The organism is Citrobacter sp. JGM124 (genome assembly GCF_018257795.1).
Lineage (GTDB): Bacteria > Pseudomonadota > Gammaproteobacteria > Enterobacterales > Enterobacteriaceae > JGM124.
In genome coordinates this window covers 450,316-471,944 of sequence record NZ_JAERJD010000001.1, presented here as the reverse complement: position 1 = coordinate 471,944, position 21,629 = coordinate 450,316, and the positions used below count along the sequence as shown (strand labels likewise).

Here is a 21,629-nt window from a genome sequence, read left to right as displayed (position 1 = left end):
TCTTCTTCGCTGATTTATGATTTAGGACAAGATGATACTGGACGCCCCCTGGTCCTGCCGTTAGCATGGTGTTAACCCCGAATTTTATCTATGGATGATCTGACATCATGTTGACCGCAGGATTTCGTTTTAAATACCTTTTACTGCCCCTTGCCAGCCTGGTCCTGACGGCCTGTTCTTATCATTCTTCAACCGATCCGGTGATAACCCCCGACGCCCCACAATGGCGTGAACACCAGCAGGCCGTACAGAAAATCACGCAATATCAGACACGTGGTGCCTTTGCGTATCTCACGGAAGACCAAAAAATTTATGCACGCTTTAACTGGCAACAGACAAACCCGGAACGCTACCGTCTGTTGCTGACGAACCCCCTGGGCAGTACAGAACTTGAACTCAATGTCACACCGGAGCAGGTACAGCTAACCACCAGCGATGGTCAGCGTCATACCACAGCCGATGCAGAAAAAACCCTGACGCAGCTCACTGGCATGCCAATTCCATTGAATAGTTTGCGCCAGTGGATCCTCGGGCTACCCGGTGAAGCGACCGATTATCGCCTGGACAGTAAGTACCAGTTAAAAGAGCTGCACTATAAGCAAAATGGCAAAACCTGGAAGGTTGTTTATAGCAGTTATGACAACACCCGCGTCCCGGCACTGCCTTCCAATATGGAACTGAGTAGCGGTTCTCTGCGTATTAAGCTGAAAATGGACAACTGGGCGGTGAGTCAATGATAACCCGCTGGCCCTCTCCGGCCAAAATAAACCTCTTTCTTTATATTACGGGTCAGCGTGCTGATGGCTACCATAACCTGCAAACGTTGTTTCAGTTTCTGGATTATGGGGACACGCTCCTGGTGGAACCACGCCATGACGGTGAAATTGTTCTCACTACCCCTCTCCAGGACGTTGCGGACGAAGACAATCTCATCATCCGCGCGGCCCGTTTACTGGCCACCTTTTCCCAGGGGAAAGGAACACTCCCGTCAGGAGCCGGGGCCAGTCTTGGCGTCGAAAAACGGCTTCCTGTAGGGGGCGGGTTGGGTGGTGGGTCATCGAATGCGGCCACCACGCTGGTGGTATTAAATCAGCTGTGGAACACCCGCTGTACCGAGGACGAACTGGCAGAGCTCGGTCGTCAGTTAGGGGCCGATGTCCCGGTATTTATTCGCGGTCATGCCGCTTTTGCCGAAGGGATTGGTGAACAACTCACCCCGGTCAATCCTGCAGAAAAATGGTATCTGGTTGCCCACCCTGGGGTGAGCGTTTCCACCCCTGCCATATTCAGTGATCCAGACCTACCGCGCAAAACACCGGTCAGGTCAATCAATACCTTACTTAATTGTGAATTTAGTAACGATTGTCAGGTTATCGTAAGAAATCGGTTTCGCGAGGTTGATGCACTGCTTTCCTGGCTGTTAGAATATGCCCCGTCGCGCCTGACTGGTACCGGCGCTTGTGTGTTTGCAGAATTTGACACCGAGCACGCTGCCCGACAGGTGCTTAAGCAAGCCCCGGATTGGCTGTATGGGTTTGTTGCGCGAGGTGTTAATGTCTCTCCGCTGCACCAAACCTTATCCGGGCAAGCTGGGCATTGGTGACAACGTCACCCTGTTTCAGACGTTGCACCGTGCTTTAAATACATCGCATGGATGGGTGCTACCCTCCCCGCACATTATATGCGGTAGTCACCATCCACCACTGGACGCATGCCTGAGGTTCTTCTCGTGCCTGATATGAAGCTTTTTGCTGGTAACGCTATCCCGGAACTAGCACAACGTATTGCCAACCGCCTGTACACCTCTCTTGGTGACGCCGCCGTCGGTCGCTTTAGCGACGGTGAGGTAAGCGTACAAATCAATGAAAATGTACGCGGTGGTGATATATTCATCATCCAGTCCACCTGTGCTCCCACAAACGACAACCTGATGGAATTGGTTGTTATGGTCGATGCTCTGCGCCGCGCTTCTGCTGGCCGCATCACCGCCGTTATTCCGTATTTTGGTTATGCCCGCCAGGACCGCCGTGTGCGCTCTGCTCGCGTTCCCATCACCGCGAAAGTTGTGGCTGATTTCCTGTCGAATGTGGGTGTTGACCGTATTCTGACAGTGGATTTGCATGCCGAGCAGATCCAGGGTTTCTTTGATGTCCCGGTTGATAATGTCTTTGGCAGCCCTATCCTGCTGGAAGACATGCTGCAACTGGATCTTGAAAACCCGATTGTTGTTTCCCCGGATATCGGTGGTGTTGTGCGTGCTCGTGCTATTGCGAAGCTGCTGAACGACACTGATATGGCTATCATTGATAAACGCCGCCCACGGGCAAACGTTTCCCAAGTGATGCATATCATTGGTGATGTTTCTGGCCGTGACTGTGTCCTGGTCGATGATATGATTGACACGGGTGGTACACTGTGCAAAGCCGCTGAAGCGCTGAAAGAGCGTGGTGCCAAGCGCGTATTTGCCTATGCGACTCACCCTATCTTTTCGGGCAATGCGCTGCACAACTTACGTAACTCCGTCATTGACGAAGTTATCGTTTGTGACACCATTCCCCTGTCACCGGAAATTAAAGCGCTGCCTAATGTACGCACTCTGACGCTGTCAGGTATGCTAGCAGAAGCCATTCGCCGTATTAGCAACGAAGAGTCTATCTCTGCGATGTTTGAGCATTAATTACTGCTCAAGACAAAAAACCCGCCATCATGGCGGGTTTTTTTATTTCTGTTTCTGCGCTAAATCACTGCCCGCCTTTGCGGCAGCGTTTATCAAAATGACGGATCCACCAGTAACGATCGCTGACCTGTTCATGACCACTCAGGCGAGCTCCCGCCAGCCAAACCACCGCACCAACAAAGATGCCCAGCACGGCGCCGGAAGCCACTATCGCGGGTATATTGAACTGTGGAAGATGGTTCGCCACAGCCCCTATTACCCCGGCAGCCATGACCAGTAGTCCACACCCCATTAAGATATTGCCGCATAATGTTGCATTTTTACGTTTCATACCCACCTCCGCTTAGTGACAACTCATCAGCTTATGAATGTTGCCCTGATTTATCTTTACATAAGTATAAACAAGGGCCGGGCGGATGCTTGCGTGGCAGATCACAATTGTTAACAAAAGCACATTTATCTTGCTATGAAATGACGTAAATGCCATTGAACTTTGTCAACCGGGTGTGAGCACAGTAAACTACCCGGCTCTGAACTGTTTTCTTCAGGATGAAACCGTGAGCATTAAACTGATTGTCGGCCTGGCTAATCCAGGCGCGGAATATGCTGCTACCCGCCATAATGCCGGAGCATGGTATGTGGATTTACTGGCAAGCAGACATAACCAGTCATTAAAAGAAGAAGCTAAATTTTTTGGCTACACTGCCCGTATTAATGTCGATGGGGAAGATGTGCGTCTACTCGTGCCGACGACATTTATGAACCTCAGCGGTAAAGCTGTCGGAGCGATGGCCAATTTTTATCGCATCCAGCCCGACGAGATCCTGGTGGCCCATGATGAACTCGATTTACCCCCCGGCGTTGCAAAATTCAAACTTGCGGGTGGGCATGGTGGCCATAATGGTCTGAAAGACATTATCAGTAAACTGGGTAATAACCCTGGGTTTCATCGGTTACGCATTGGTATCGGGCATCCGGGAGACAAAAACAAAGTCGTCGGGTTTGTGCTCGGCAAACCGCCCCTGAGTGAGCAGAAATTGATTGACGATGCCATTGACGAAGCCACGCGCTGTACTGATGTCTGGCTAAAAGAGGGGCTGACGAAAGCGACTAATCGTCTGCACACCTTTAAGGCACAGTAAACAGCCCATATAAATAGCAGAATAAGCATTTCTGCCCCCGATTATCCAGCTTTAAGTGTATAATGACCCAGGCTGGCTACATTTCTTCAATGAAACTAAACTAATTCATTGATTATAAATATATTAAGGTGATTTAAAACATGGGATTCAAATGCGGTATTGTTGGTTTACCAAATGTAGGTAAATCCACCCTGTTCAACGCGCTCACGAAAGCTGGCATTGAAGCAGCCAACTTCCCTTTTTGTACTATTGAGCCGAACACCGGTGTCGTTCCTATGCCGGACCCGCGTCTGGACAAACTGGCCGAAATCGTAAAACCTCAGCGAATTCTGCCAACCACCATGGAATTTGTGGATATCGCTGGTCTGGTAAAAGGCGCTTCCAAAGGTGAAGGCCTGGGAAACCAGTTCCTGACGAACATCCGTGAAACAGAAGCCATTGGTCATGTTGTTCGTTGCTTTGAAAATGACAATATTATTCATGTTGCCGGTAAAGTTGACCCCGCCGAGGATATTGACGTGATCAATACCGAGCTGGCGCTGTCCGATTTGGATACCTGTGAGCGCGCTATCCATCGTGTGCAGAAAAAAGCCAAAGGTGGTGATAAAGACGCCAAAGCCGAACTGGCTGCCCTGGAAAAATGCCTGCCACACCTCAGTAATGCGGGTATGCTGCGTGCACTCGACCTGACTGAAGAAGACAAAGCCGCCATTCGTTATTTAAGCTTCCTGACCCTGAAGCCGACCATGTATATTGCTAATGTCAATGAAGATGGTTTCGAGAATAACCCATACCTGGATAAAGTCCGGGAAATCGCAGCGGCAGAAGGATCGGTAGTGGTTCCAGTTTGTGCTGCAGTAGAGTCTGACATTGCTGAACTTGACGATGCTGACCGGGACGAGTTTATGGCCGAACTGGGTATCGAAGAGCCGGGCCTGAACCGCGTTATCCGGGCTGGCTACGCCCTGCTTAATCTGCAAACCTACTTCACCGCGGGTGTCAAAGAGGTTCGCGCCTGGACCATCCCTGTCGGTGCGACCGCGCCACAGGCAGCCGGTAAAATCCATACCGACTTTGAGAAAGGCTTTATCCGTGCCCAGACCATCGCCTATGAAGACTTTATCACCTACAAAGGTGAACAAGGGGCTAAAGAAGCCGGCAAAATGCGTGCGGAAGGGAAAGAGTATATTGTTAAAGATGGCGACGTGATGAACTTCCTGTTCAACGTCTGAATAATGTTTGTCGTCTTATGATGCTTCATAAGAATCGATAAAAAACGATAAAAACCACGCAATGGCGTGGTTTTTTTATTCCATAACGTCTCAAATCATCGCGTAACAATGCTGTCAAAAATGCGTATTTGGATAAGTACAACAGGCTTTCTACCTATTGCTGCTGAAACCCACCGCACTATTTCATCGGTTTTTTAGCTGGCAGCCCTTTGATATTAACTGGCCCGCATCTTGCACGACTAAATTACCCCAGGGGTCTGGCGACGGTGAGAGGTATAGCGAGCATACCGAACGCTTTGAACCACTCGGCAAAAACCGGGCCAATACATGAAGTTACCTATCTTTTGGTATGCGGCGAATATTTTGCAAACTCCACTGAACGGTGGGGAGGTTCTGAATCTCATTCACCTGCCCCCAGTGAGATTAGCCACAGCAATGTGCAAGCCATTATCGCACGAAGATATCTGAACGACTTATATGGCATATAAAGTTACAGTGTCACAAAATGCGGTTATCAAAACGTTCTAAGCTGCCTGTACGGCAGTGAACATCTGGGTCGAAGTATCACGGTCTTTTGATGCTTTCTAAGCTGCCTGTACGGCAGTGAACACTTGCCGAGACCCGCATCGCATGACGCTGTGCTTTCTAAGCTACCTGTACGGCAGTGAACTTTATCCAGTGCTGTTACTTTTGACTCAAGCGTTTCTAAGCTACCTGTACGGCAGTGAACACCAAAAGATAGAAATGGGCAGGAACTAATCTTTTCTAAGCTACCTGTACGGCAGTGAACCAATCATCTTCATTCCTGAAGCTGATTAATATTTTCTAAGCTGCCTGTACGGCAGTGAACATCCGGTGGCTGATATATTCCTGACATTAGCTTTTCTAAGCTGCCTGTACGGCAGTGAACTGTTTATATTTTACTATAACAGCCAGATTTTCAAAGAAAATCTGGCTGTTTCGTGACCAGAACCCTTTTGGGGAACCTTTTAATTTCATATTAAAAATCAAAGAATTAAATTACCTCTAAAAAAAAAGGGTTAGAACCATGGGATCGTGGCTTCAGAACTCAGACCATATGAAGAAAAGCGACCCGCAACAGCGCTATCACGGAGTGGGCCATGTTCCACAAACACAAAAAACATCTGCCCATTCGACAGGCTTTTAATTTGCAGAAATGGCAGTTTGCTGCGTTTCTCACTGGTGTCTGGGATCCGGGTTACAGCCTCTTCAGTAGTCAGCCAGCCTTTCGCGACGGAACGGCGACGTAATCGTTCAGCGCTACTCTTGTACTGAACACGGCGTACTGTGCGGTACTGCACCTTGAGCGGAATTTTTTGACAGGGGGAAATGAGGGTGTAATCCCGTAGCCCTTTTAACCAACAGGTTTGTTCCAGCGCGGCCAGTGCCTCAGCACTACCGTGCAGCCGTAAACATTCCCCTAAGGTTTTGTCCACTTCGGGAAAGCTGATCCCTATTTTGCCATCTGCCAGTTGCCCGAGCGCCCGATGCAGTTTGGCAAACAGGGCATTCATCAGCTGGGAGGCGGTAAACTCAGGATCAGGCTGGACGTGAATATCGATGTAGTTTTCCATCACACCACCCTATTCGCCTTTTTCACCAAATACACCACCCCGAATAAGGGTCGCTATCACGTAATGCTGCTGTTCTGGTACTGGAATATCACCTTTCACTACCCAGTTATCCAGCAGGGTATAAAAATCCATTTTTTCCTTAGGCTGGCGATAGGCTTTCCCCCTGCTGGTAACAGAACCGTAGGGTTCGACAGCGATCGGGCCAGCTTCATGTGCTGCCGGATACCAGTCATCGATTGTGCGTAGTGCGTTACCAATTTTTTGTGAGTGAATCGCAGCCACTTCATTGACTTGATAAAGGATTTTGCTTTTTCCATTTCGTGATTTTTCATCAAGCACCAGCTCCTGGGAGGGGAAAACCTCCTGGCCGTTACCAAGCTGTACACAAGCTTCTATGGTCAATAACACTGACGAGTCTCCAGCCAGCCCTTGCTCAATGGTCTTAGTCAGCTCTGCCAGATTTCCCGCAGGCTTGCTGAACTGGCGCAAGGAATAGTCCTCCCCGTTAAATTCCCAGCGTTGTGAACCCGTTGTCACCACAATGCTGATTGCCTCTGCCCCGACACGGTTACGCCACAAGAAGCGACCATTCGCGATATTTTCCGCATAACGGGCCGCTAAAATGCTAAAACCCTGCTGCCGGGCGTAACCGGTAATAATATCGCTAAGGGCCGTTTGATAGGCCTGATCGTTACAGACTGAAGGCTGCGCCAGATTACCCAGCACACGCAAGGTAAACACCACCCTCAGCGTATCAGCATGAAAAGGGAGTGAGGCAACATCAACCTTTTGCAGGTTGGCTTTCTGAATTTCAGCATCCAGTTTGGCCGGATCGCTGGCCAGGGTATTTTTCAGGCGGTTGGATATGGTGCCACGTACAGATTTTTCCTGAATAACAATCGGCACCCAGTTGTCTTTCGACGCCCAGTTACCGGCATACATCACTGCGTCCGAGTTTGCCAATTTACGTTCAAAAGCCAGTACAGATGCGGTTTTAATCGTTGCTGGTGCTTTAGCCATGAGAGTTATCCTTTTTAGTAATCGAAATCATAAGAAGCGTTATCTACTGCTAAATCGGTATCTGATGACTGACGACAGTAATAGTCACCATCCTGATACTGGTATTGCCAGAACGCCTGGCGGATGTCATTAATGCGGTGAGCTCCTTGCCATTCTCCGATACCATAAGCGGCTTCTGCAAAACAGAATGGCGTCTGTTGACAACGTACTTTTTCAACCTCACCTTCCGAATAGAGGGGGGAAATGGCCCGGTATCCCACCATCAATGGCGTAAGAAAACCGCCACCAGGTTTAGGGAGAGAGTGCCAGCTTACGGGATAATCAGGCGGTGCTGGTTCTGCCTGCATCTTTAATGCAGCAAAATCCAGCCAGGCATCGAGCAGTTCAGCGTGCGGATTCACCTGACGTAGCGCCTGAAAGTGTTGGTGCAATAGTGAAGTCCGATCTCTTAAAATAAACCCCGGGATCAAACGGCGCATCACCTGCCGGGTCTGTGCCTCATCCTGTGGAAATGACTGGATAGCAACCTGCTCAATATCAATAATGGTGCCCCCTGCCAGCCTCTGGCACTGCGCCTGCTGTGTTATTGCATCCCGCAGGACGGCGATATCCGCCGGAAGCTGCCCCTGGCAATCAATCAGCAGGGAGACCGTCATGTGCATACGCCCCTCTTCATTGAACGCAGCGGTTTTCGCTTCCCTGGTCAGGGGATTACGCGTCAGAGCAAAGCTTTTTTCCCAACGGGTACCGTAGGCATGGAGCTGCTGTTGATGGCTGATAACCGCGCAGCCTTCCAGGGTCAGGCCGTGACTTTGTTGCAATTTACGTGATAAGGCATGCGTAAAACCAAGAAAGTGGGTGATCGCAGGAAAACCATAAGTCAGCCCGGCAATGGCATTGGCGTTTTCAACCTTAATGCGACGCAGAATAATTAGTGTACTCATGCCAGTTCCCCTTTCAGTGCATCTTCCATTTCGCGCATCCGCCGTTTGAACAGTACCGCACTGGCCCACTCCTTGCGTTCAGCATCGCCGAAAATCAATGCCTCATGCTTCAGGCGCCGGTTCAGCCAATGGCTAAATTCCTCCACCACGGACTGCTGCCAGTCGCCCGCTTCCAGTTCCAGCCGAAAAGCGGGATCGGTTTTTGCTCGCCAGGGATCGAGCCACAGCTGCTGGGCGGGTTTAAGTTTTGACTGTGCACTCCAGCCAGGAGCAAGATTTTGAATAGTGGCGACATAGAAGAACAGCTGGTCAATCAGTTGGTCGAGATACGTTAAGCGCTGCTGCCGGATATCGCGGTTATTCTGGATATCTTTCACCCGCAGTAAAAAACGCCGCATCTGGTTTAATGTGGTGCTAGTGTGGTAGTCCGCTTCTCCGCGTTCCCGAAAAATGGAACCATGATGCAAGGGCGGATGGTCAACAGTGTTCCACTCGGGCGGCGCACAGCTAAGTAAATAGGAACGGCCGCCACGCACGCTATTGAGCGAGGAAATATTTTGCGGTTTAGTCCCACCCATGTACTGCACCGCCAGATCGGGGTAGCTGATATCCGCCTGCTCATGCCACTGCTGGTTTTTTCTTGCCTGGCGAATAATTTTGGCTTGTTCACCAAAACGTGTCGCATTAATCCGCTGGTAGAGTGCCTGAGCCAGAGAGGTGGAGTAAAGCGGGCTTAACAGATGATATTGACCCTGCCCCACCGGGAAATAGACCTGCTTTGCCAGTTTATGGGAACTGAGCTGTTTGTCGCTAAAAACTTGCCTGAAACCCTCCAGCCATTGCTGGAGCTGCGCGGGGCTTTCTGCCAGTGCCTCCAGGGCCTGATTATCCCCGCGTTGTAACGCCGCTACCAGAGAGTCCCCTTCGTGTTCGGTTTGCAGTAGTTTTGCGACATCCAGAGCGGCCGCGTTGCCAACCGCATCAATGGCGGGCTGTAACAGGGTCGAGGTGGTCAGCGTTTGAGAGTCATCCGCCGTCATGGTGCTAAAAACACTGGAGCCTTTTGCATCACTGTGGGTATATTTTAGCGCGTGTGTCACCAGGCTAATTTGCCCCGCGCGGCTGGCGGCATCCGTTAGCCAGTGTCGTGCTTCATGCCTGAGTTCAATATCCCGGCGCGCCTGCGCCAGTTCCAATGTTACAAGACTTAGGGCGTCACCACTGAGCCCTGAACGTTTCTTCTCCGCTTCTTTATCGAAAGTATCCAGTTTGGCCTGCTTTCGGGTATTGATGTAGGAGAGTATGAACACCTTCAATTTCTCACCACTCATAGTTAATCCTTTTTTATAGCATTATATAAAATCCTGCTGATTTAGATTTAATGACCAAAAGAAGCATTACCGGGTACTACTTTTACCAGGAATTAATAGCTTTAACCCAGTGCGCCAAACATCCCTAATAATGGGTGCCAGCACCAGTTATCACTGTCTCGCAGGCGAATCTCTCCAAACCGGGCGCTAACCCAGCTCAATTCCCACTGTTTTTCGTCTGCCACCTGTTGATATAATCTGAGGTAATCCGGTGTTATCCAGGCGTTAACACCCTCAGCCATTGTCAGACTAATGGAACGGGCAATATTGTTCTGTTTCCAGCCACTGCCACTTTCATCCACGACCATAAATACCGGCTCCTCATCCTCATCCGCTATCCAGAAGTAACAGGCATCCTTCTTTTCTGACTGGCGAAATGGTGTGCGTCGTTGCATTTCACCATTCCAGTGCGGGTGCTCCCGCCACCAGAATGCAGCAGGGGGATGTTTCAGGTCATCGATATTTTGATTTTTTAAACCAAACAACACCTTACCCAAAGCAATATGTTCCAACGTGACCAGTGACAGCGGCCTTTTTAATGATGGGGGGGACACAATACGCGGCACAGCACTGAGATGCCGGTACTCTTTTTCCTGTAATAGCTGATGGAGATCATGGCTCTCCAGGCTTATCTCCTTTGACTCATAGCCAGGCTTGCAGAAGGCGGGGATCTGCCCTTTTAGCGCGCGGATATTGTGACTCAGCAGATGAATATTGGGTGATTCAGGAATGAATTCCTTCAGCTGGCGATGGCGTAATACCCTTCCCGCTAACTGGATAAATGAACGCACAGAGCTGGGCTCGACAATTGCCCAGTCGTAGTCATGATCCCGCCCTACCTCGGCCACCGAGGTGGCTAAGACCACAAAAATATGATGCTGCTGTGAGGTGTTTTCCAGCGCGTGTCGAATTTCGTCGACCTGCCACAGCGCGTTAATATCACTACGCATCAGCGCAGTGTCCAGCCGCTGCTCAATATGTGATCGCATCGCTAACGGGTGCTGACTATGGTAAATACAGTAATGAATACAGGTATCTGGCGGGGAAGGTGTCGTGAGCAGATGCCGGGCCACAGCAACCAGCGGATCAATATTTGCCATCCTGATCAACCCCAACGAAACCGTTCGGCCCTGTTCATCTCTTTGCTGGTGCCGGGCATGGGAATCCAGTATCAGGGGATGCATAACCTGCGCGACAGACAGATGTACCTGATCCTCGTCTTCCGTCGGGCTATTCACCGGAACGATAGAAGCGAAACGGAGCGGGAGCTCATTATTACTCAGATTTTCGATGCGTTTATGGACGAAGGCTTCATGCCGCGTGGTGAAATGACTCACATCACCGTATTCCTCATGCTGACAGTCAAACTCGTCAAACCAGCCACAACAGACGGTTAATGGCCTGCCGGGAGGCCCGTAAGCCTGTTGCCAGGCACCACGGCCATCAAGATAAGCGTCAAATAAGGCACGGATAAATACCGGGGGAAGTGTGGCTGATGATAACAATACCCGTGAGCCCAGCATGCCAGCCCAGTTAACCAGCCGACACAGTGCCGGGAGATCCTCCTGCCCAAAGTCATCCGGCTCATCGAGCACCAGATCAGAGGTTAATAGCCGCAGCATCGGCGCAATTTGATGACCACCGCGCAACCCTTCTGTCACCGGCATTAAATGGTCAATGGTACTGACCAGTACCGGGGCACTTAATAACCGATGCAGGGTTGGGTCGCGTTCCAGCCATTTTTTGAGTCGACCATCATCCAGGGAGCCGTCATAACGCACATACTGATGCTCAGAAAACAGTGCCCCGGCAGACTCACTCCCCGTTTGTGGTATCAGCGGCTGCCGGTTTTGTTGGCCCATGACATAGAGATCCTGTACTGCCTGGGAACCAATCAGTACCGCGAGATCATCCTCTTCCAGTTTCAGCCGCTGACGAAGCGCATCCCCGGTTTGCAGCGTCAGGGTGCGTAATCCCAGCGCGACTGAAAAACGGCATCCCACTGACTCGTTCGACAGACCATACATAATTCGGGCATTAGCAAAGGTTTTACCCCGCCCGGTCGATGCCATATTGACCCCAAAGAAGCCCTGTTGCTGGCTGCGCTCGCGAATAGAACACGCCAGATCGAACGCCTTATCCTGCCAGCGAAAACGCGGATCTGTGGCACGCAGACGAAACCCTTTATGACGCGTGATAGCTGGTAATGTCTCGCGCAGAGAAGGCAGGCTCCGCCCCAGTAGCAGAGCATTTTGACCAACGCCAATGCAATGTTCATCCAGGCGCTGCTTATATTTCCCGGTTTTGCGGTCAGTATTCGCCCAGGCAGAATAAGTATTATCCTGCCAGCCCAGTGTCGCGTCGCCAGATGAATAGTGATGATCAGCCAGCATCAGGGCGAGGCGCGCTAAGTGGACAGTGAGCCGTTGATCCAAACGGCCAAAATGCGTCAACCCAGGTAGTTTTAGTATCCGGCTGGTAAATTTTTGCGCCTTTTCGCGCCAGGTATGACTTTGCAACGGCGTTCCATAGGGAAACTGCCAGTTCAGTGCTAAGTCCGCAGCGGTATGCTTGCCCTGGCAATGGTTCAGTGAATTCCATTGTGGTGAAAAGCGATCAGTGAGCCATTTGTCGGCAAAGCTTAACTCTGGCGTGATACCCGGGGTCTGGGTATCCGTAGTGGGAGTAAATACCGGCAAACGATGGTGAGAAATAATAAGCCAGGCAACAGTCTGCGCTATCGGAGGCAAAGAGCGAAATGGGCTGGGGCTGAAGGTCAACGTGTCGCACTGCAGCCCGGCCAGCACCGTTTTTTCAGCATCCGGGGCCAGCGTATTCAGAGCCGTTAACCAGCCGGTATCGTCCCGATCCCCCACAAAAGCCTGAAATAGCCGGAGCGATACCCACTCATGGCGATAAGGCTGGCTGTAGGGCCCTGCTCCACTGAGCCCTCTCTGAAAAAGGGCATTGGCTTTGCCAATATCATGAAAGAGCCCGGCAATCGCTGCCAGTAAGCTAAAAACTTCGGCACTGTGCCAGGGGTTTTCATCTTTTCCACGCAGAATATCCCGCCCTGTGGTGTTGGTCGGTACTGTCCCCTGGGCATTGAAGCGACGCAGGTTGCCGACTATCCAAAGCAATTCCGTATGATTGGCACTACGGACCCAATGGCATGAAACGGCAGTATTTCTTCGCGCCGTCTTTCGCAGTAACTTGCGCAACGTGTTTAATCCATCCTGGGTGATAGCCGTTTGCCAACAGCGATCCCCTTTACGTTCAGCGAACTGATCCAGTATGCGACGTGTTTCACCCAATGCACGTTTACTGCATTCAGAGATCAGCAGAATATTCATTGTCCCACCTGACTCAGTTTAGTGGAGACATCCTGCAGGCTGCCTATCATGACATCTAAGGCTTCACATTGCTGGAATAGGGTCAGGCAACGCTGGCGAAACGCTTGTTCATCTTCCCCTTCCATCGCCGCAATAAATGCCAGAGGCAGGACTAACGCATCTTTAATTAAATCAGCGATATCAAAGACCAGCCCACCACGACGAGTCTTACCATGTAACACCGCTAACCCATGAGGCAGACCGAGGACCCAGGCAGACACAGCAGCCAGGCCATAAGCCAGGTAGTTACCGTGATCCAGAAAGCGATTTGCCAGGTCAGTCCCACCACCACGTTTGGCTCGCGTAAAGTCACCATAACTCACGGCATTGGCGGCCAGTCGGTAGAGTGCCTTGGTCATCATCGCTTCCTGCACCAGCACATCATTACTGGTTCTGCAGCCTGCTAACCCTTTTTCATAACGCTCAAGTAGCGCCTGCAGGTGTTCTTGCTTAAAAGCAAACCGGGGTTCGCGAGACAGCCGGGAACCTGACCAGTGCTGACGAATTTGAGCTATCCGAATCTGCTGAAAGGCGATGGCCGCCGACAACCTTTTTGTATCATCAAACCAAAAACTCACCCAGTTTTGCAGGTACTCCGTGGGGCGATATTCGCTTTGTGGTGATAGCCAGGAAACCGCCACTTCCGCCTCATTGGCTGCAAATAGCGGTGTACCGCCACCGCCACAAAAACCAACCATCACCCCTGCCCTGGCAAACTCCCGCATCGCCGCTTGTGTCACCGATGTCCCGGTTCCCAGCATCACAACACTGGTGTTAGCGATGGGAATATTCCAGTAGAGGGACTGATTCCCCTCCTCAGTGACATATTCCACCCGACCGCCATTCACCAGAATACGACAATACTGGAGGTAATAAATGTTCGCTCGTTTGGAATGCAATATTGTTTTTAAATCCGAAGGGCTAACAGGCTTATTCATAATTTATTTTCTGCCACCATAAGTCATCGTTGTCAGACCGAAGATAAAATCCCTGGCTAACTCTTTGATCAGAAAATACTAATGTCTTCAGAACGGGTACAGGTATAAGATTAACACAAATAATCTCTTACAAAACAGGTTGCAAAAAATACTCCCCGGCAGGAGACCCTTTTTTTCAGCCATCTTTAACGGCTTTAATAATCAATGGGTTACATCGATGCATTGAAAAAGGGTCTTGTCGGTGAAAACAGCAATTGCGACTAATAAAACAAATCGTTAGAGTGAAAAGGCTACAGTTCACTGCCGTACAGGCAGCTTAGAAACGTTAGTCTCTACTGTTCTCGGGTAGAATGCAGTTCACTGCCGTACAGGCAGCTTAGAAATTTCTTATCAGCAGAAAGTGCGTCCCACGCAAGTTCACTGCCGTACAGGCAGCTTAGAAACTGATGGAACAATGTTTGCTGGAGTCAATAACGTTCACTGCCGTACAGGCAGCTTAGAAAGTACAGCAAAGACAGTCGTAAAAACACGATTGGTTCACTGCCGTACAGGCAGCTTAGAAAATGACTCCAGGTGTAGTAGAACTATCAATTGATGTTCACTGCCGTACAGGCAGCTTAGAAACTTCGGTGTCATTTTCTGACGTTGGTTTTTTTGTTCACTGCCGTACAGGCAGCTTAGAAAATTGTCGCGGCTTGCAATATCATCAATAGCTAGTTCACTGCCGTACAGGCAGCTTAGAAAATCTACTCCGACTGCTGGAACGTTAACCACAGGTTCACTGCCGTACAGGCAGCTTAGAAATCTTGGGTAATCCTTACCGCATGGTGAATACAGTTCACTGCCGTACAGGCAGCTTAGAAAAGAAAAATGGGCTGGGCGCATTCTATCCAAGAAGTTCACTGCCGTACAGGCAGCTTAGAAAGTTAGCATCAATCGCACTGCCAGCAGGAGCAAGTTCACTGCCGTACAGGCAGCTTAGAAATTGATTGAATGGGTAGAAACCATCAGCAAAGCGTTCACTGCCGTACAGGCAGCTTAGAAACATTGATGTCGATTTTTGCATCCGCTCGCAGCGTTCACTGCCGTACAGGCAGCTTAGAAAAGTTCAATATTACCACGTCGGCGGAATTGTAAGTTCACTGCCGTACAGGCAGCTTAGAAATATGAGTCGGATTGGACTATCTGTGCAGATTAGTTCACTGCCGTACAGGCAGCTTAGAAAATTACATGCTCAGGAGCTGATGAAGGAAGTTTGTTCACTGCCGTACAGGCAGCTTAGAAAATTCTGAGTTCTAACAAAAGCAACAAGTTGGTGTTCACTGCCGTACAGGCAGCTTAGAAAACCGGGGCGGGAATGCTTTCTCCTGATTCGATGTTCACTGCCGTACAGGCAGCTTAGAAAATTTCCCATCCCCGGCAACCATGTTCATATGAGTTCACTGCCGTACAGGCAGCTTAGAAATGCTCAGTGACGGTCTGAGTGTTGACGGCCTAGTTCACTGCCGTACAGGCAGCTTAGAAAATTCAAAACTATCTTCATTAATATCGGGCCGAGTTCACTGCCGTACAGGCAGCTTAGAAATCAACCCATTGTTCGTATGATCCGTTGTCCCACGTTCACTGCCGTACAGGCAGCTTAGAAAACTGCATCATCTCGCGGCGCTTGTCCATGTATGTTCACTGCCGCACAGGCAGCTTAGAAAACAACAGAGAGAACACCGGTATTGAGATTCGCGTTCACTGCCGCATGTGCAGATTGGAAAACTTAACAACGCTGCCGGCATACTGGTTCAGGGGGGCGCTGAGATCACCCTCGCCTTATTATCAAATTAACTCATTGGCCGTTAACTTTTTGCAGCAGAATGCTGGATACTCCCCGCCACCGCCCGTCCGGTTAACGGCCCCGCATCAAAGGATTAATAAAACAGAATTTGATGCTGCCAATTATTTTTCCCGGTAAATGATACGACCCCATATTATTGTCTAAAAATATCGGGATACCGGGTTTTATTATGCATAAAAATTAAAGACGAAAGTCCTGTAATGATGTGACAACGGTCACAAGAAACATTCTATTGGCAATCATCGAATAGTTTGATCGTCTTAACATTAATGAAAATATGGTATGTCCTCCTGTGGAGAACTCTGTTAAATATGTTGCAGAAATATGGATATTAACAATGTTATTACTATGGATAAACATATGATGCTGGATTCAGCAACCTGTTTAAACAAGATGCAGGCACATGAGAGTAATGGATATTTTATAGATTTCATTACCCTTAATGATGTCAGTCAATGGGTTGGCGGGGGCATTATCCTGAGCAAAAAATATGATAGCCGCAATCCTCATGCGTTGCGGTCGATGCTATCAACATAGCGGTGTCTGAGAAGCCGTGACCGAGAAGATGTGATGGTAAGAGTAAATAATATTTTGTAGTCGATCCCTCTTATAGGTATATTTAATGTCGAAAAAAACCGCAACAAAACAACCTCTTTATAAAATACTGTACGTTCAAGTTATTGTCGCCATCCTTCTCGGTATCCTCCTCGGGCATTTTTATCCTGATGTGGGGGAGTCTTTTAAACCACTGGGTGATGCCTTTATCAAAATCGTCAAAATGATCATTGCGCCAGTTATTTTTCTGACTGTGGTTACCGGTATTGCGGGAATGAAAGACATGGCATCCGTCGGCACTGTCGCGGGTAAGTCAATGTGCTATTTTATATTCTTCTCGACACTGGCACTGATTATTGGGCTGATAGTCGCGAATATAATCAGGCCGGGGGATGGGCTTAATATATCGCCAGACTCACTTGATTTCAGTAAAGTTCAGGGTTACGTACAACAAGCACATGATGCTTCAATTGTCGGCTTCCTGATGAATATCATTCCTGAAACGGTAGTGAGCCCGCTGACAAACGGGAATATTCTGCAAGTGCTCTTTGTCTCCGTTATCTTCGGGCTTGCACTGTCTGCATCGGGTAAACACGGCGAGCCGGTATTAACTTTTTTCCAGAATCTCTCCACCCCTGTCTTTAAAATGGTCACCATGCTGATGAAATTAGCACCCATAGGTGCGTTCGGGGCTATGGCGTTCACTATTGGAAAATATGGTGTGTCATCCATCAGCAATTTACTCTTGCTGATCATGACATTCTATATTACCTCCTTGTTATTTATTCTGGTGGTACTGGGGCTGGTTGCCCGGTATAACGGCTTCTCTATTATCGCCCTTATCAAATACATCAAAGAAGAGCTGTGGTTAGTGCTGGGTACCTCTTCATCTGAAGCCGCACTCCCCAGCCTGATGAATAAAATGGAAAATGTGGGTTGTAAAAAATCCGTCGTCGGGCTGGTTATTCCTACCGGGTATTCATTCAATCTGGATGGCACCAATATCTATATGACGATGGCGGCGTTGTTTATTGCGCAAGCCACAAACATTGAGCTGACACTGACACAGCAAGTGACATTGCTCGTTGTTGCCATGGTCAGCTCAAAAGGTGCGGCAGGTGTGACAGGGGCTGGTTTTATTACCCTCGCAGCAACACTCTCTGTTGTGCCAAGTATTCCCGTGGCAGGCATGGCACTGATCCTGGGTATTGATCGCTTTATGTCAGAATGCCGTGCCTTAACAAACCTGGTAGGTAATGCTTGTGCCAGCATTGTTGTCGCACGCTGGGAAGGCGCCCTGGATAAAGAAAGAATGAATGAGGTTCTGGGTGGTAATGTCAGGCTTGAAAGCGAAGCTAATAATACCTGATGCAAATAAAGGGGTTGAAACGGTGCATTTGTTCCACGACACCCCCGGCCCCTGGGATATCACAGACAACAATATTGCAAGACTGGTGAACCCGCACAGGGTTCACCAGTAAAAGCGAGATTACAGTACAGTATTAACCATCAGAATAAATATCAACCCACAGATGGAAAGCAGCGTTGACATTAATGTCCAGGACAGCAGTGTTTCTTTAATAGTCAGCCCGAAGAAGTCTTTAATCATCCAGAAACTGGCATCATTAACGTGGGAACAGATACAAGACCCGGCCCCTGTTGCCAGTGTGATCAGCGCCAGATTCGTGCTGGGATGCACCGCCAGCATAGGGATAACCAGCCCCGCGGTGGAAATCGCCGCCACAGTGGCTGACCCCAGGCAAATCCGCAGGAAAGCAGCAACCCCCCAGGCCATGAGCAGCGGATTGATGTCCATACCAGAGACCAGTGTGGAGATATACTGCCCAATGCCAGAGTCAATAAGCACCTGCTTGAAGGCACCACCACCGCCTATAATCAGCAGCAACCCGGCAATACCCGCGATACCTTTCCCGCAGGAGTCCATCAAATCAGGGATCGTTTTTCCACGCCCCAGTCCCATGGTGTAAATCGCGAATAACAGTGAGATCAGCATCGCAATGGTCGAATTACCCAGGAACAGTATCACATGATAAAACATGCCAGTATCTGCGGCGTTTTTTACCTGCGTCATCTGAATAATCGTCACGAGTGCCATCAGGATCACGGGCAACATCGCCGTGAGAAAGCTGATACCAAAACAAGGCATTTCACTTTCACTGAAATGTCGGGTTGCCCCGAGCGACGCGATATTACCCTCTTTTTTAAAAGCCTCTGGAATAATACGCTGGCAGAATTTATTCAGTACGGGGCCGCAAAGAATAAAAGTAGGAATACCCACAATAATACCGTAGATCAATACCAGCCCCACATCAGCACCATATTCGCGAGCAATCACGGTGGGGCCTGGGTGCGGAGGTAAAAAACCGTGTGCAACAAGCAAACCTGAAAGCATAGGGACGCACATATACATCGGTGATATTTTAGCTTCACGGGCAATAGCGAATAAAATCGGGACCAGCAGAATTAAACCTACCTCGAAAAAAAGAGCAATACCCACAATGAAGGCGGAACAGACAACAGCCCAGTCAAGTTTTTTAGCGCCAAAGTAATTCAGCATTGTCAGGGCTATTCGTTGTGCCCCACCGGCATCAGACAATAAACGACCGAGCATCACACCAAAGCCAAATATCAGACCAATATGACCAAGAGTGCCCCCAAGACCAGACTCTACCGATCCGACGACTTTATTTAATGGCATACCGCTGGCAATGGCGACAGCAATCGAGACAATAATTAAAGAAACAAAGGTATTGAGTTTAACTTTTATGGTTAAAAGCAGGAGTAAAGCAATCCCTGCCACAACGATAATTAGTGGCATAACAACCTCTTATTGTAGGGTAACCGCACCTCATAATCTGACTACGAGAATAATTAATAATATGTAGTCAGATTATTAAGGTACCAGGATGTTTTTATTATTTACTTCAGTTCTTATTAATATAATCGTGTAAGGCAATACCAATTTTATTCACATCATAAATACATCCTCGCCAGGTTCCGCCGCTCACCGCCTGAAGCATCGCCCAGAGTCGGGTATCATCGGGTAGTTCCGGGTCGGGTAATAAATCCTGATGGCTGGGTCTGGCGTTTAATATTTCCGTCGCTTGTTCCCGCGATGGTAATATTTCCTGACTACGAGTACCCAGGAAATTGATTTCACCCTGGAGTTCACGGCAGTCAATTTTAATTTCAATGATATCCCCGGTACGCAATTTCCCAATTGGCCCGCCCGCCAAAGCTTCTGGCCCGACATGGCCAATACATGCCCCGGTTGATACACCGGAAAAACGCGCGTCGGTAATCAAGGAAACATGCTTACCGTAGGACAGATGTTTCAGGGCACTGGTCACCTGATAGGTTTCCTCCATCCCGGTCCCGGAGGGGCCAACACCGATGATGACCAGGATATCCCCTGCTTTAATCTTGTCATGCTTAATATCGTAAATGGCACTCTTCTCAGACAGGTAAACTTTTGCGATACCTTTATGATAATAAATACCCTGATCATTGATCACCGAGGCATCGATGGCTGTCGACTTAATCACCGAGCCTTCAGGCGCAATGTTACCTTTCGGGAAGGTGATGGTGGAGGTCAGGCCACGTTCCTGTGCTTGTTGTGGCGACATGATCACGTCCCGGGCATCGATTTGTTCCTGATCCCACAGTAATTGTTTGAAGCGCTGGCGACGTTCGGAGTGTTCCCACCAGTCAAGGTTCTCTTTTAATGTGCTGCCTGTTACGGTCATCACGTCTTCATGGAGCAGTCCAAGGCTGCGCAGATGCAACATCACTTCCGGCACGCCCCCGGCCATAAAAGCATTCACTGTCGGGTAAGGAACGGGCCCATTAGGCAACACACTCACTAGCCGGGGGACACGTTTGTTAATCCGGATCCAGTCATCCACTGTCGGGATATGACACCCGGCCTGATGGGCAATCGCGGGTATATGCAGCAACAGGTTTGTCGACCCACCAAACGCCGCATGCACGGTCATCGCATTCTCAATAGCTTTATCGGTAAGTATTTCCCGGGTGGTGATGCCCTGCTTACACAGGTTCAGTGCTGCCCGGGCAGAGGCCCTGGCAATTTCCTGCCATACGGGTTCCCCCGAGGGGGCCAGGGCTGAGTGTGGCAGCGCCAGTCCCAAGCCTTCAGCGACAACCTGTGATGTCCCGGCCGTACCGAGGAATTGGCACCCTCCACCCGAAGAGGCACAAGCCTTACATCCTGCACGACGCGCGTCTTTGAGGGATAATTCCCCGTTAGCAAAACGTGCACCAATGGTTTGTACCTTGCCGTTATCTTCCCCGTCCCTGGCAGGGAGTGTGGCACCACCAGGCACCAGCACCGTGGCTTTGTTATGCTGTGAGGCGAGCGCCATCATTGTGGCCGGCAGCCCTTTATCACAGCTCGCCACACCAATAACCGCTTTAGCGTCAGGCAGTGAACGGATAAGGCGGCGCATGACCATTGAGGCATCATTGCGGTAAGGCAGTGAGTCAAACATGCCGGTTGTGCCTTGAGTACGCCCGTCGCAAGGGTCAGAGACATATACCGCATAAGGTAATGCCTGCCCCTCTTTGATAACCTCCGCCGCCGCTTTCATTTGAATATCGAGCTCATAGTGCCCCTGATGCAAGGCCAGAGCCACAGGCTTGCCATCAGCACCACGTAAGCCGCCCAGGGTACTCAGCAGTAAAATCGCGTCCCGATCCAGCTCGTCCGGTGACCAGCCCATTCCCGCATTCATGGTCATCCCAAACAGATCTCCGCTGGGGCGGTTGATCAGCATCTCTGGGGTTAATGGCAGTTCGCCATCCGGCCCGTTCGCGTGGGTTCTCACCGTGTAGATGTCCTGATTTTCATCAGCAAAAATAGTGCGAACTGACATGAGTG

At 49.7% G+C, this 21,629-nt stretch carries 16 protein-coding genes and 2 CRISPR repeat arrays; of the genes, 7 read left to right on the top strand and 9 right to left on the bottom strand.

Going from position 1 to position 21,629, the window contains the following annotated elements:
- Positions 1–107 precede the first annotated feature (107 nt).
- The 3 genes from lolB to prs all read left to right on the top strand — a co-directional run bounded on the left by lolB (position 108) and on the right by prs (position 2,677).
- Complete coding sequence (lolB, locus tag JK154_RS02200) at positions 108–737, top strand: lipoprotein insertase outer membrane protein LolB (RefSeq protein ID WP_211990835.1); 630 nt, start codon at positions 108–110, stop codon at positions 735–737.
- On the top strand, positions 734–1,603 hold the full coding sequence (gene ispE / locus JK154_RS02195; RefSeq protein ID WP_211990834.1) for a 4-(cytidine 5'-diphospho)-2-C-methyl-D-erythritol kinase: 870 nt from the start codon (positions 734–736) through the stop codon (positions 1,601–1,603). The genes lolB and ispE overlap by 4 nt, the downstream gene beginning before the upstream one ends.
- A gap of 126 nt (positions 1,604–1,729) precedes the next feature.
- A complete protein-coding gene (gene prs, locus JK154_RS02190; protein WP_211990833.1) occupies positions 1,730–2,677 on the top strand; it encodes a ribose-phosphate diphosphokinase in 948 nt (315 codons plus the stop codon).
- A 64-nt stretch (positions 2,678–2,741) separates the two neighbouring features.
- Here prs and ychH read toward each other — a convergent pair whose 3' ends face one another.
- Positions 2,742–3,008: a stress-induced protein YchH gene (ychH, locus tag JK154_RS02185; protein ID WP_211990832.1), complete on the bottom strand. Its 267-nt coding sequence runs from the start codon at positions 3,006–3,008 to the stop codon at positions 2,742–2,744.
- Positions 3,009–3,234: 226 nt separating this feature from the next.
- Here ychH and pth point away from each other — a divergent pair, with 226 nt between their 5' ends.
- Together pth and ychF are read left to right on the top strand one after the other, a co-directional pair.
- Positions 3,235–3,819, top strand: coding sequence for an aminoacyl-tRNA hydrolase (gene pth / locus JK154_RS02180; RefSeq protein ID WP_211990831.1), 585 nt, complete (start codon positions 3,235–3,237; stop codon positions 3,817–3,819).
- A 140-nt stretch (positions 3,820–3,959) separates the two neighbouring features.
- A complete protein-coding gene (gene ychF, locus JK154_RS02175) occupies positions 3,960–5,051 on the top strand; it encodes a redox-regulated ATPase YchF (RefSeq protein WP_211990830.1) in 1,092 nt (363 codons plus the stop codon).
- 521 nt (positions 5,052–5,572) lie between these two features.
- Positions 5,573–5,961: direct repeats of the CRISPR family, unit length 28 nt; unit sequence TTTCTAAGCTGCCTGTACGGCAGTGAAC.
- Between the two features lie 130 nt (positions 5,962–6,091).
- Here the strand turns inward: ychF and cas6f are convergent.
- From cas6f to cas1f, 6 genes are all read right to left on the bottom strand, one after another.
- Positions 6,092–6,646: a type I-F CRISPR-associated endoribonuclease Cas6/Csy4 gene (gene cas6f / locus JK154_RS02170; protein ID WP_211990829.1), complete on the bottom strand. Its 555-nt coding sequence runs from the start codon at positions 6,644–6,646 to the stop codon at positions 6,092–6,094.
- Between the two features lie 9 nt (positions 6,647–6,655).
- Positions 6,656–7,666, bottom strand: coding sequence for a type I-F CRISPR-associated protein Csy3 (gene csy3 / locus JK154_RS02165; protein WP_211990828.1), 1,011 nt, complete (start codon positions 7,664–7,666; stop codon positions 6,656–6,658).
- Positions 7,667–7,680: 14 nt separating this feature from the next.
- Positions 7,681–8,610, bottom strand: coding sequence for a type I-F CRISPR-associated protein Csy2 (gene csy2, locus JK154_RS02160; protein ID WP_211990827.1), 930 nt, complete (start codon positions 8,608–8,610; stop codon positions 7,681–7,683).
- Complete coding sequence (gene csy1 / locus JK154_RS02155) at positions 8,607–9,941, bottom strand: type I-F CRISPR-associated protein Csy1 (RefSeq protein ID WP_211990826.1); 1,335 nt, start codon at positions 9,939–9,941, stop codon at positions 8,607–8,609. The genes csy2 and csy1 overlap by 4 nt, the downstream gene beginning before the upstream one ends.
- A gap of 101 nt (positions 9,942–10,042) precedes the next feature.
- Positions 10,043–13,333, bottom strand: coding sequence for a type I-F CRISPR-associated helicase Cas3f (gene cas3f / locus JK154_RS02150; RefSeq protein ID WP_211990825.1), 3,291 nt, complete (start codon positions 13,331–13,333; stop codon positions 10,043–10,045).
- Positions 13,330–14,310, bottom strand: coding sequence for a type I-F CRISPR-associated endonuclease Cas1f (gene cas1f / locus JK154_RS02145; RefSeq protein ID WP_211990824.1), 981 nt, complete (start codon positions 14,308–14,310; stop codon positions 13,330–13,332). The genes cas3f and cas1f overlap by 4 nt, the downstream gene beginning before the upstream one ends.
- 295 nt (positions 14,311–14,605) lie before the next feature.
- A CRISPR array of direct repeats spans positions 14,606–16,076; the repeat unit is 28 nt; unit sequence GTTCACTGCCGTACAGGCAGCTTAGAAA.
- Between the two features lie 440 nt (positions 16,077–16,516).
- On the opposite strand from cas1f, the gene JK154_RS02140 reads away from it, so the two are divergent.
- Both JK154_RS02140 and JK154_RS02135 read left to right on the top strand, forming a co-directional pair.
- On the top strand, positions 16,517–16,693 hold the full coding sequence (locus JK154_RS02140; protein ID WP_211990823.1) for a hypothetical protein: 177 nt from the start codon (positions 16,517–16,519) through the stop codon (positions 16,691–16,693).
- A gap of 85 nt (positions 16,694–16,778) precedes the next feature.
- Positions 16,779–18,080: a dicarboxylate/amino acid:cation symporter gene (locus tag JK154_RS02135; RefSeq protein WP_211990822.1), complete on the top strand. Its 1,302-nt coding sequence runs from the start codon at positions 16,779–16,781 to the stop codon at positions 18,078–18,080.
- Positions 18,081–18,200: 120 nt separating this feature from the next.
- On the opposite strand, the gene JK154_RS02130 is transcribed toward JK154_RS02135, so the two are convergent.
- Together JK154_RS02130 and JK154_RS02125 are read right to left on the bottom strand one after the other, a co-directional pair.
- Positions 18,201–19,550 carry a GntP family permease gene (locus tag JK154_RS02130; protein ID WP_211990821.1) on the bottom strand — a complete coding sequence of 450 codons (1,350 nt, stop codon included), beginning with the start codon at positions 19,548–19,550 and terminating at the stop codon, positions 18,201–18,203.
- A gap of 106 nt (positions 19,551–19,656) precedes the next feature.
- Entirely contained in the window at positions 19,657–21,624 is a 1,968-nt protein-coding gene (locus JK154_RS02125; protein ID WP_211990820.1) for a YjhG/YagF family D-xylonate dehydratase, read from the bottom strand.
- Positions 21,625–21,629 lie beyond the last annotated feature (5 nt).

Coding starts and splice junctions, on each gene's coding strand:
- lolB (WP_211990835.1), top strand. CDS start 108: ATGTTGACCGCAGGATTTCGTTTTAAATACCTTTTACTGCCCCTTGCC.
- ispE (WP_211990834.1), top strand. CDS start 734: ATGATAACCCGCTGGCCCTCTCCGGCCAAAATAAACCTCTTTCTTTAT.
- ychH (WP_211990832.1), bottom strand. CDS start 3,008: ATGAAACGTAAAAATGCAACATTATGCGGCAATATCTTAATGGGGTGT.
- ychF (WP_211990830.1), top strand. CDS start 3,960: ATGGGATTCAAATGCGGTATTGTTGGTTTACCAAATGTAGGTAAATCC.
- cas6f (WP_211990829.1), bottom strand. CDS start 6,646: ATGGAAAACTACATCGATATTCACGTCCAGCCTGATCCTGAGTTTACC.
- csy3 (WP_211990828.1), bottom strand. CDS start 7,666: ATGGCTAAAGCACCAGCAACGATTAAAACCGCATCTGTACTGGCTTTT.
- csy2 (WP_211990827.1), bottom strand. CDS start 8,610: ATGAGTACACTAATTATTCTGCGTCGCATTAAGGTTGAAAACGCCAAT.
- csy1 (WP_211990826.1), bottom strand. CDS start 9,941: ATGAGTGGTGAGAAATTGAAGGTGTTCATACTCTCCTACATCAATACC.
- cas3f (WP_211990825.1), bottom strand. CDS start 13,333: ATGAATATTCTGCTGATCTCTGAATGCAGTAAACGTGCATTGGGTGAA.
- cas1f (WP_211990824.1), bottom strand. CDS start 14,310: ATGAATAAGCCTGTTAGCCCTTCGGATTTAAAAACAATATTGCATTCC.
- JK154_RS02140 (WP_211990823.1), top strand. CDS start 16,517: ATGATGCTGGATTCAGCAACCTGTTTAAACAAGATGCAGGCACATGAG.
- JK154_RS02135 (WP_211990822.1), top strand. CDS start 16,779: ATGTCGAAAAAAACCGCAACAAAACAACCTCTTTATAAAATACTGTAC.
- JK154_RS02130 (WP_211990821.1), bottom strand. CDS start 19,550: ATGCCACTAATTATCGTTGTGGCAGGGATTGCTTTACTCCTGCTTTTA.
- JK154_RS02125 (WP_211990820.1), bottom strand. CDS start 21,624: ATGTCAGTTCGCACTATTTTTGCTGATGAAAATCAGGACATCTACACG.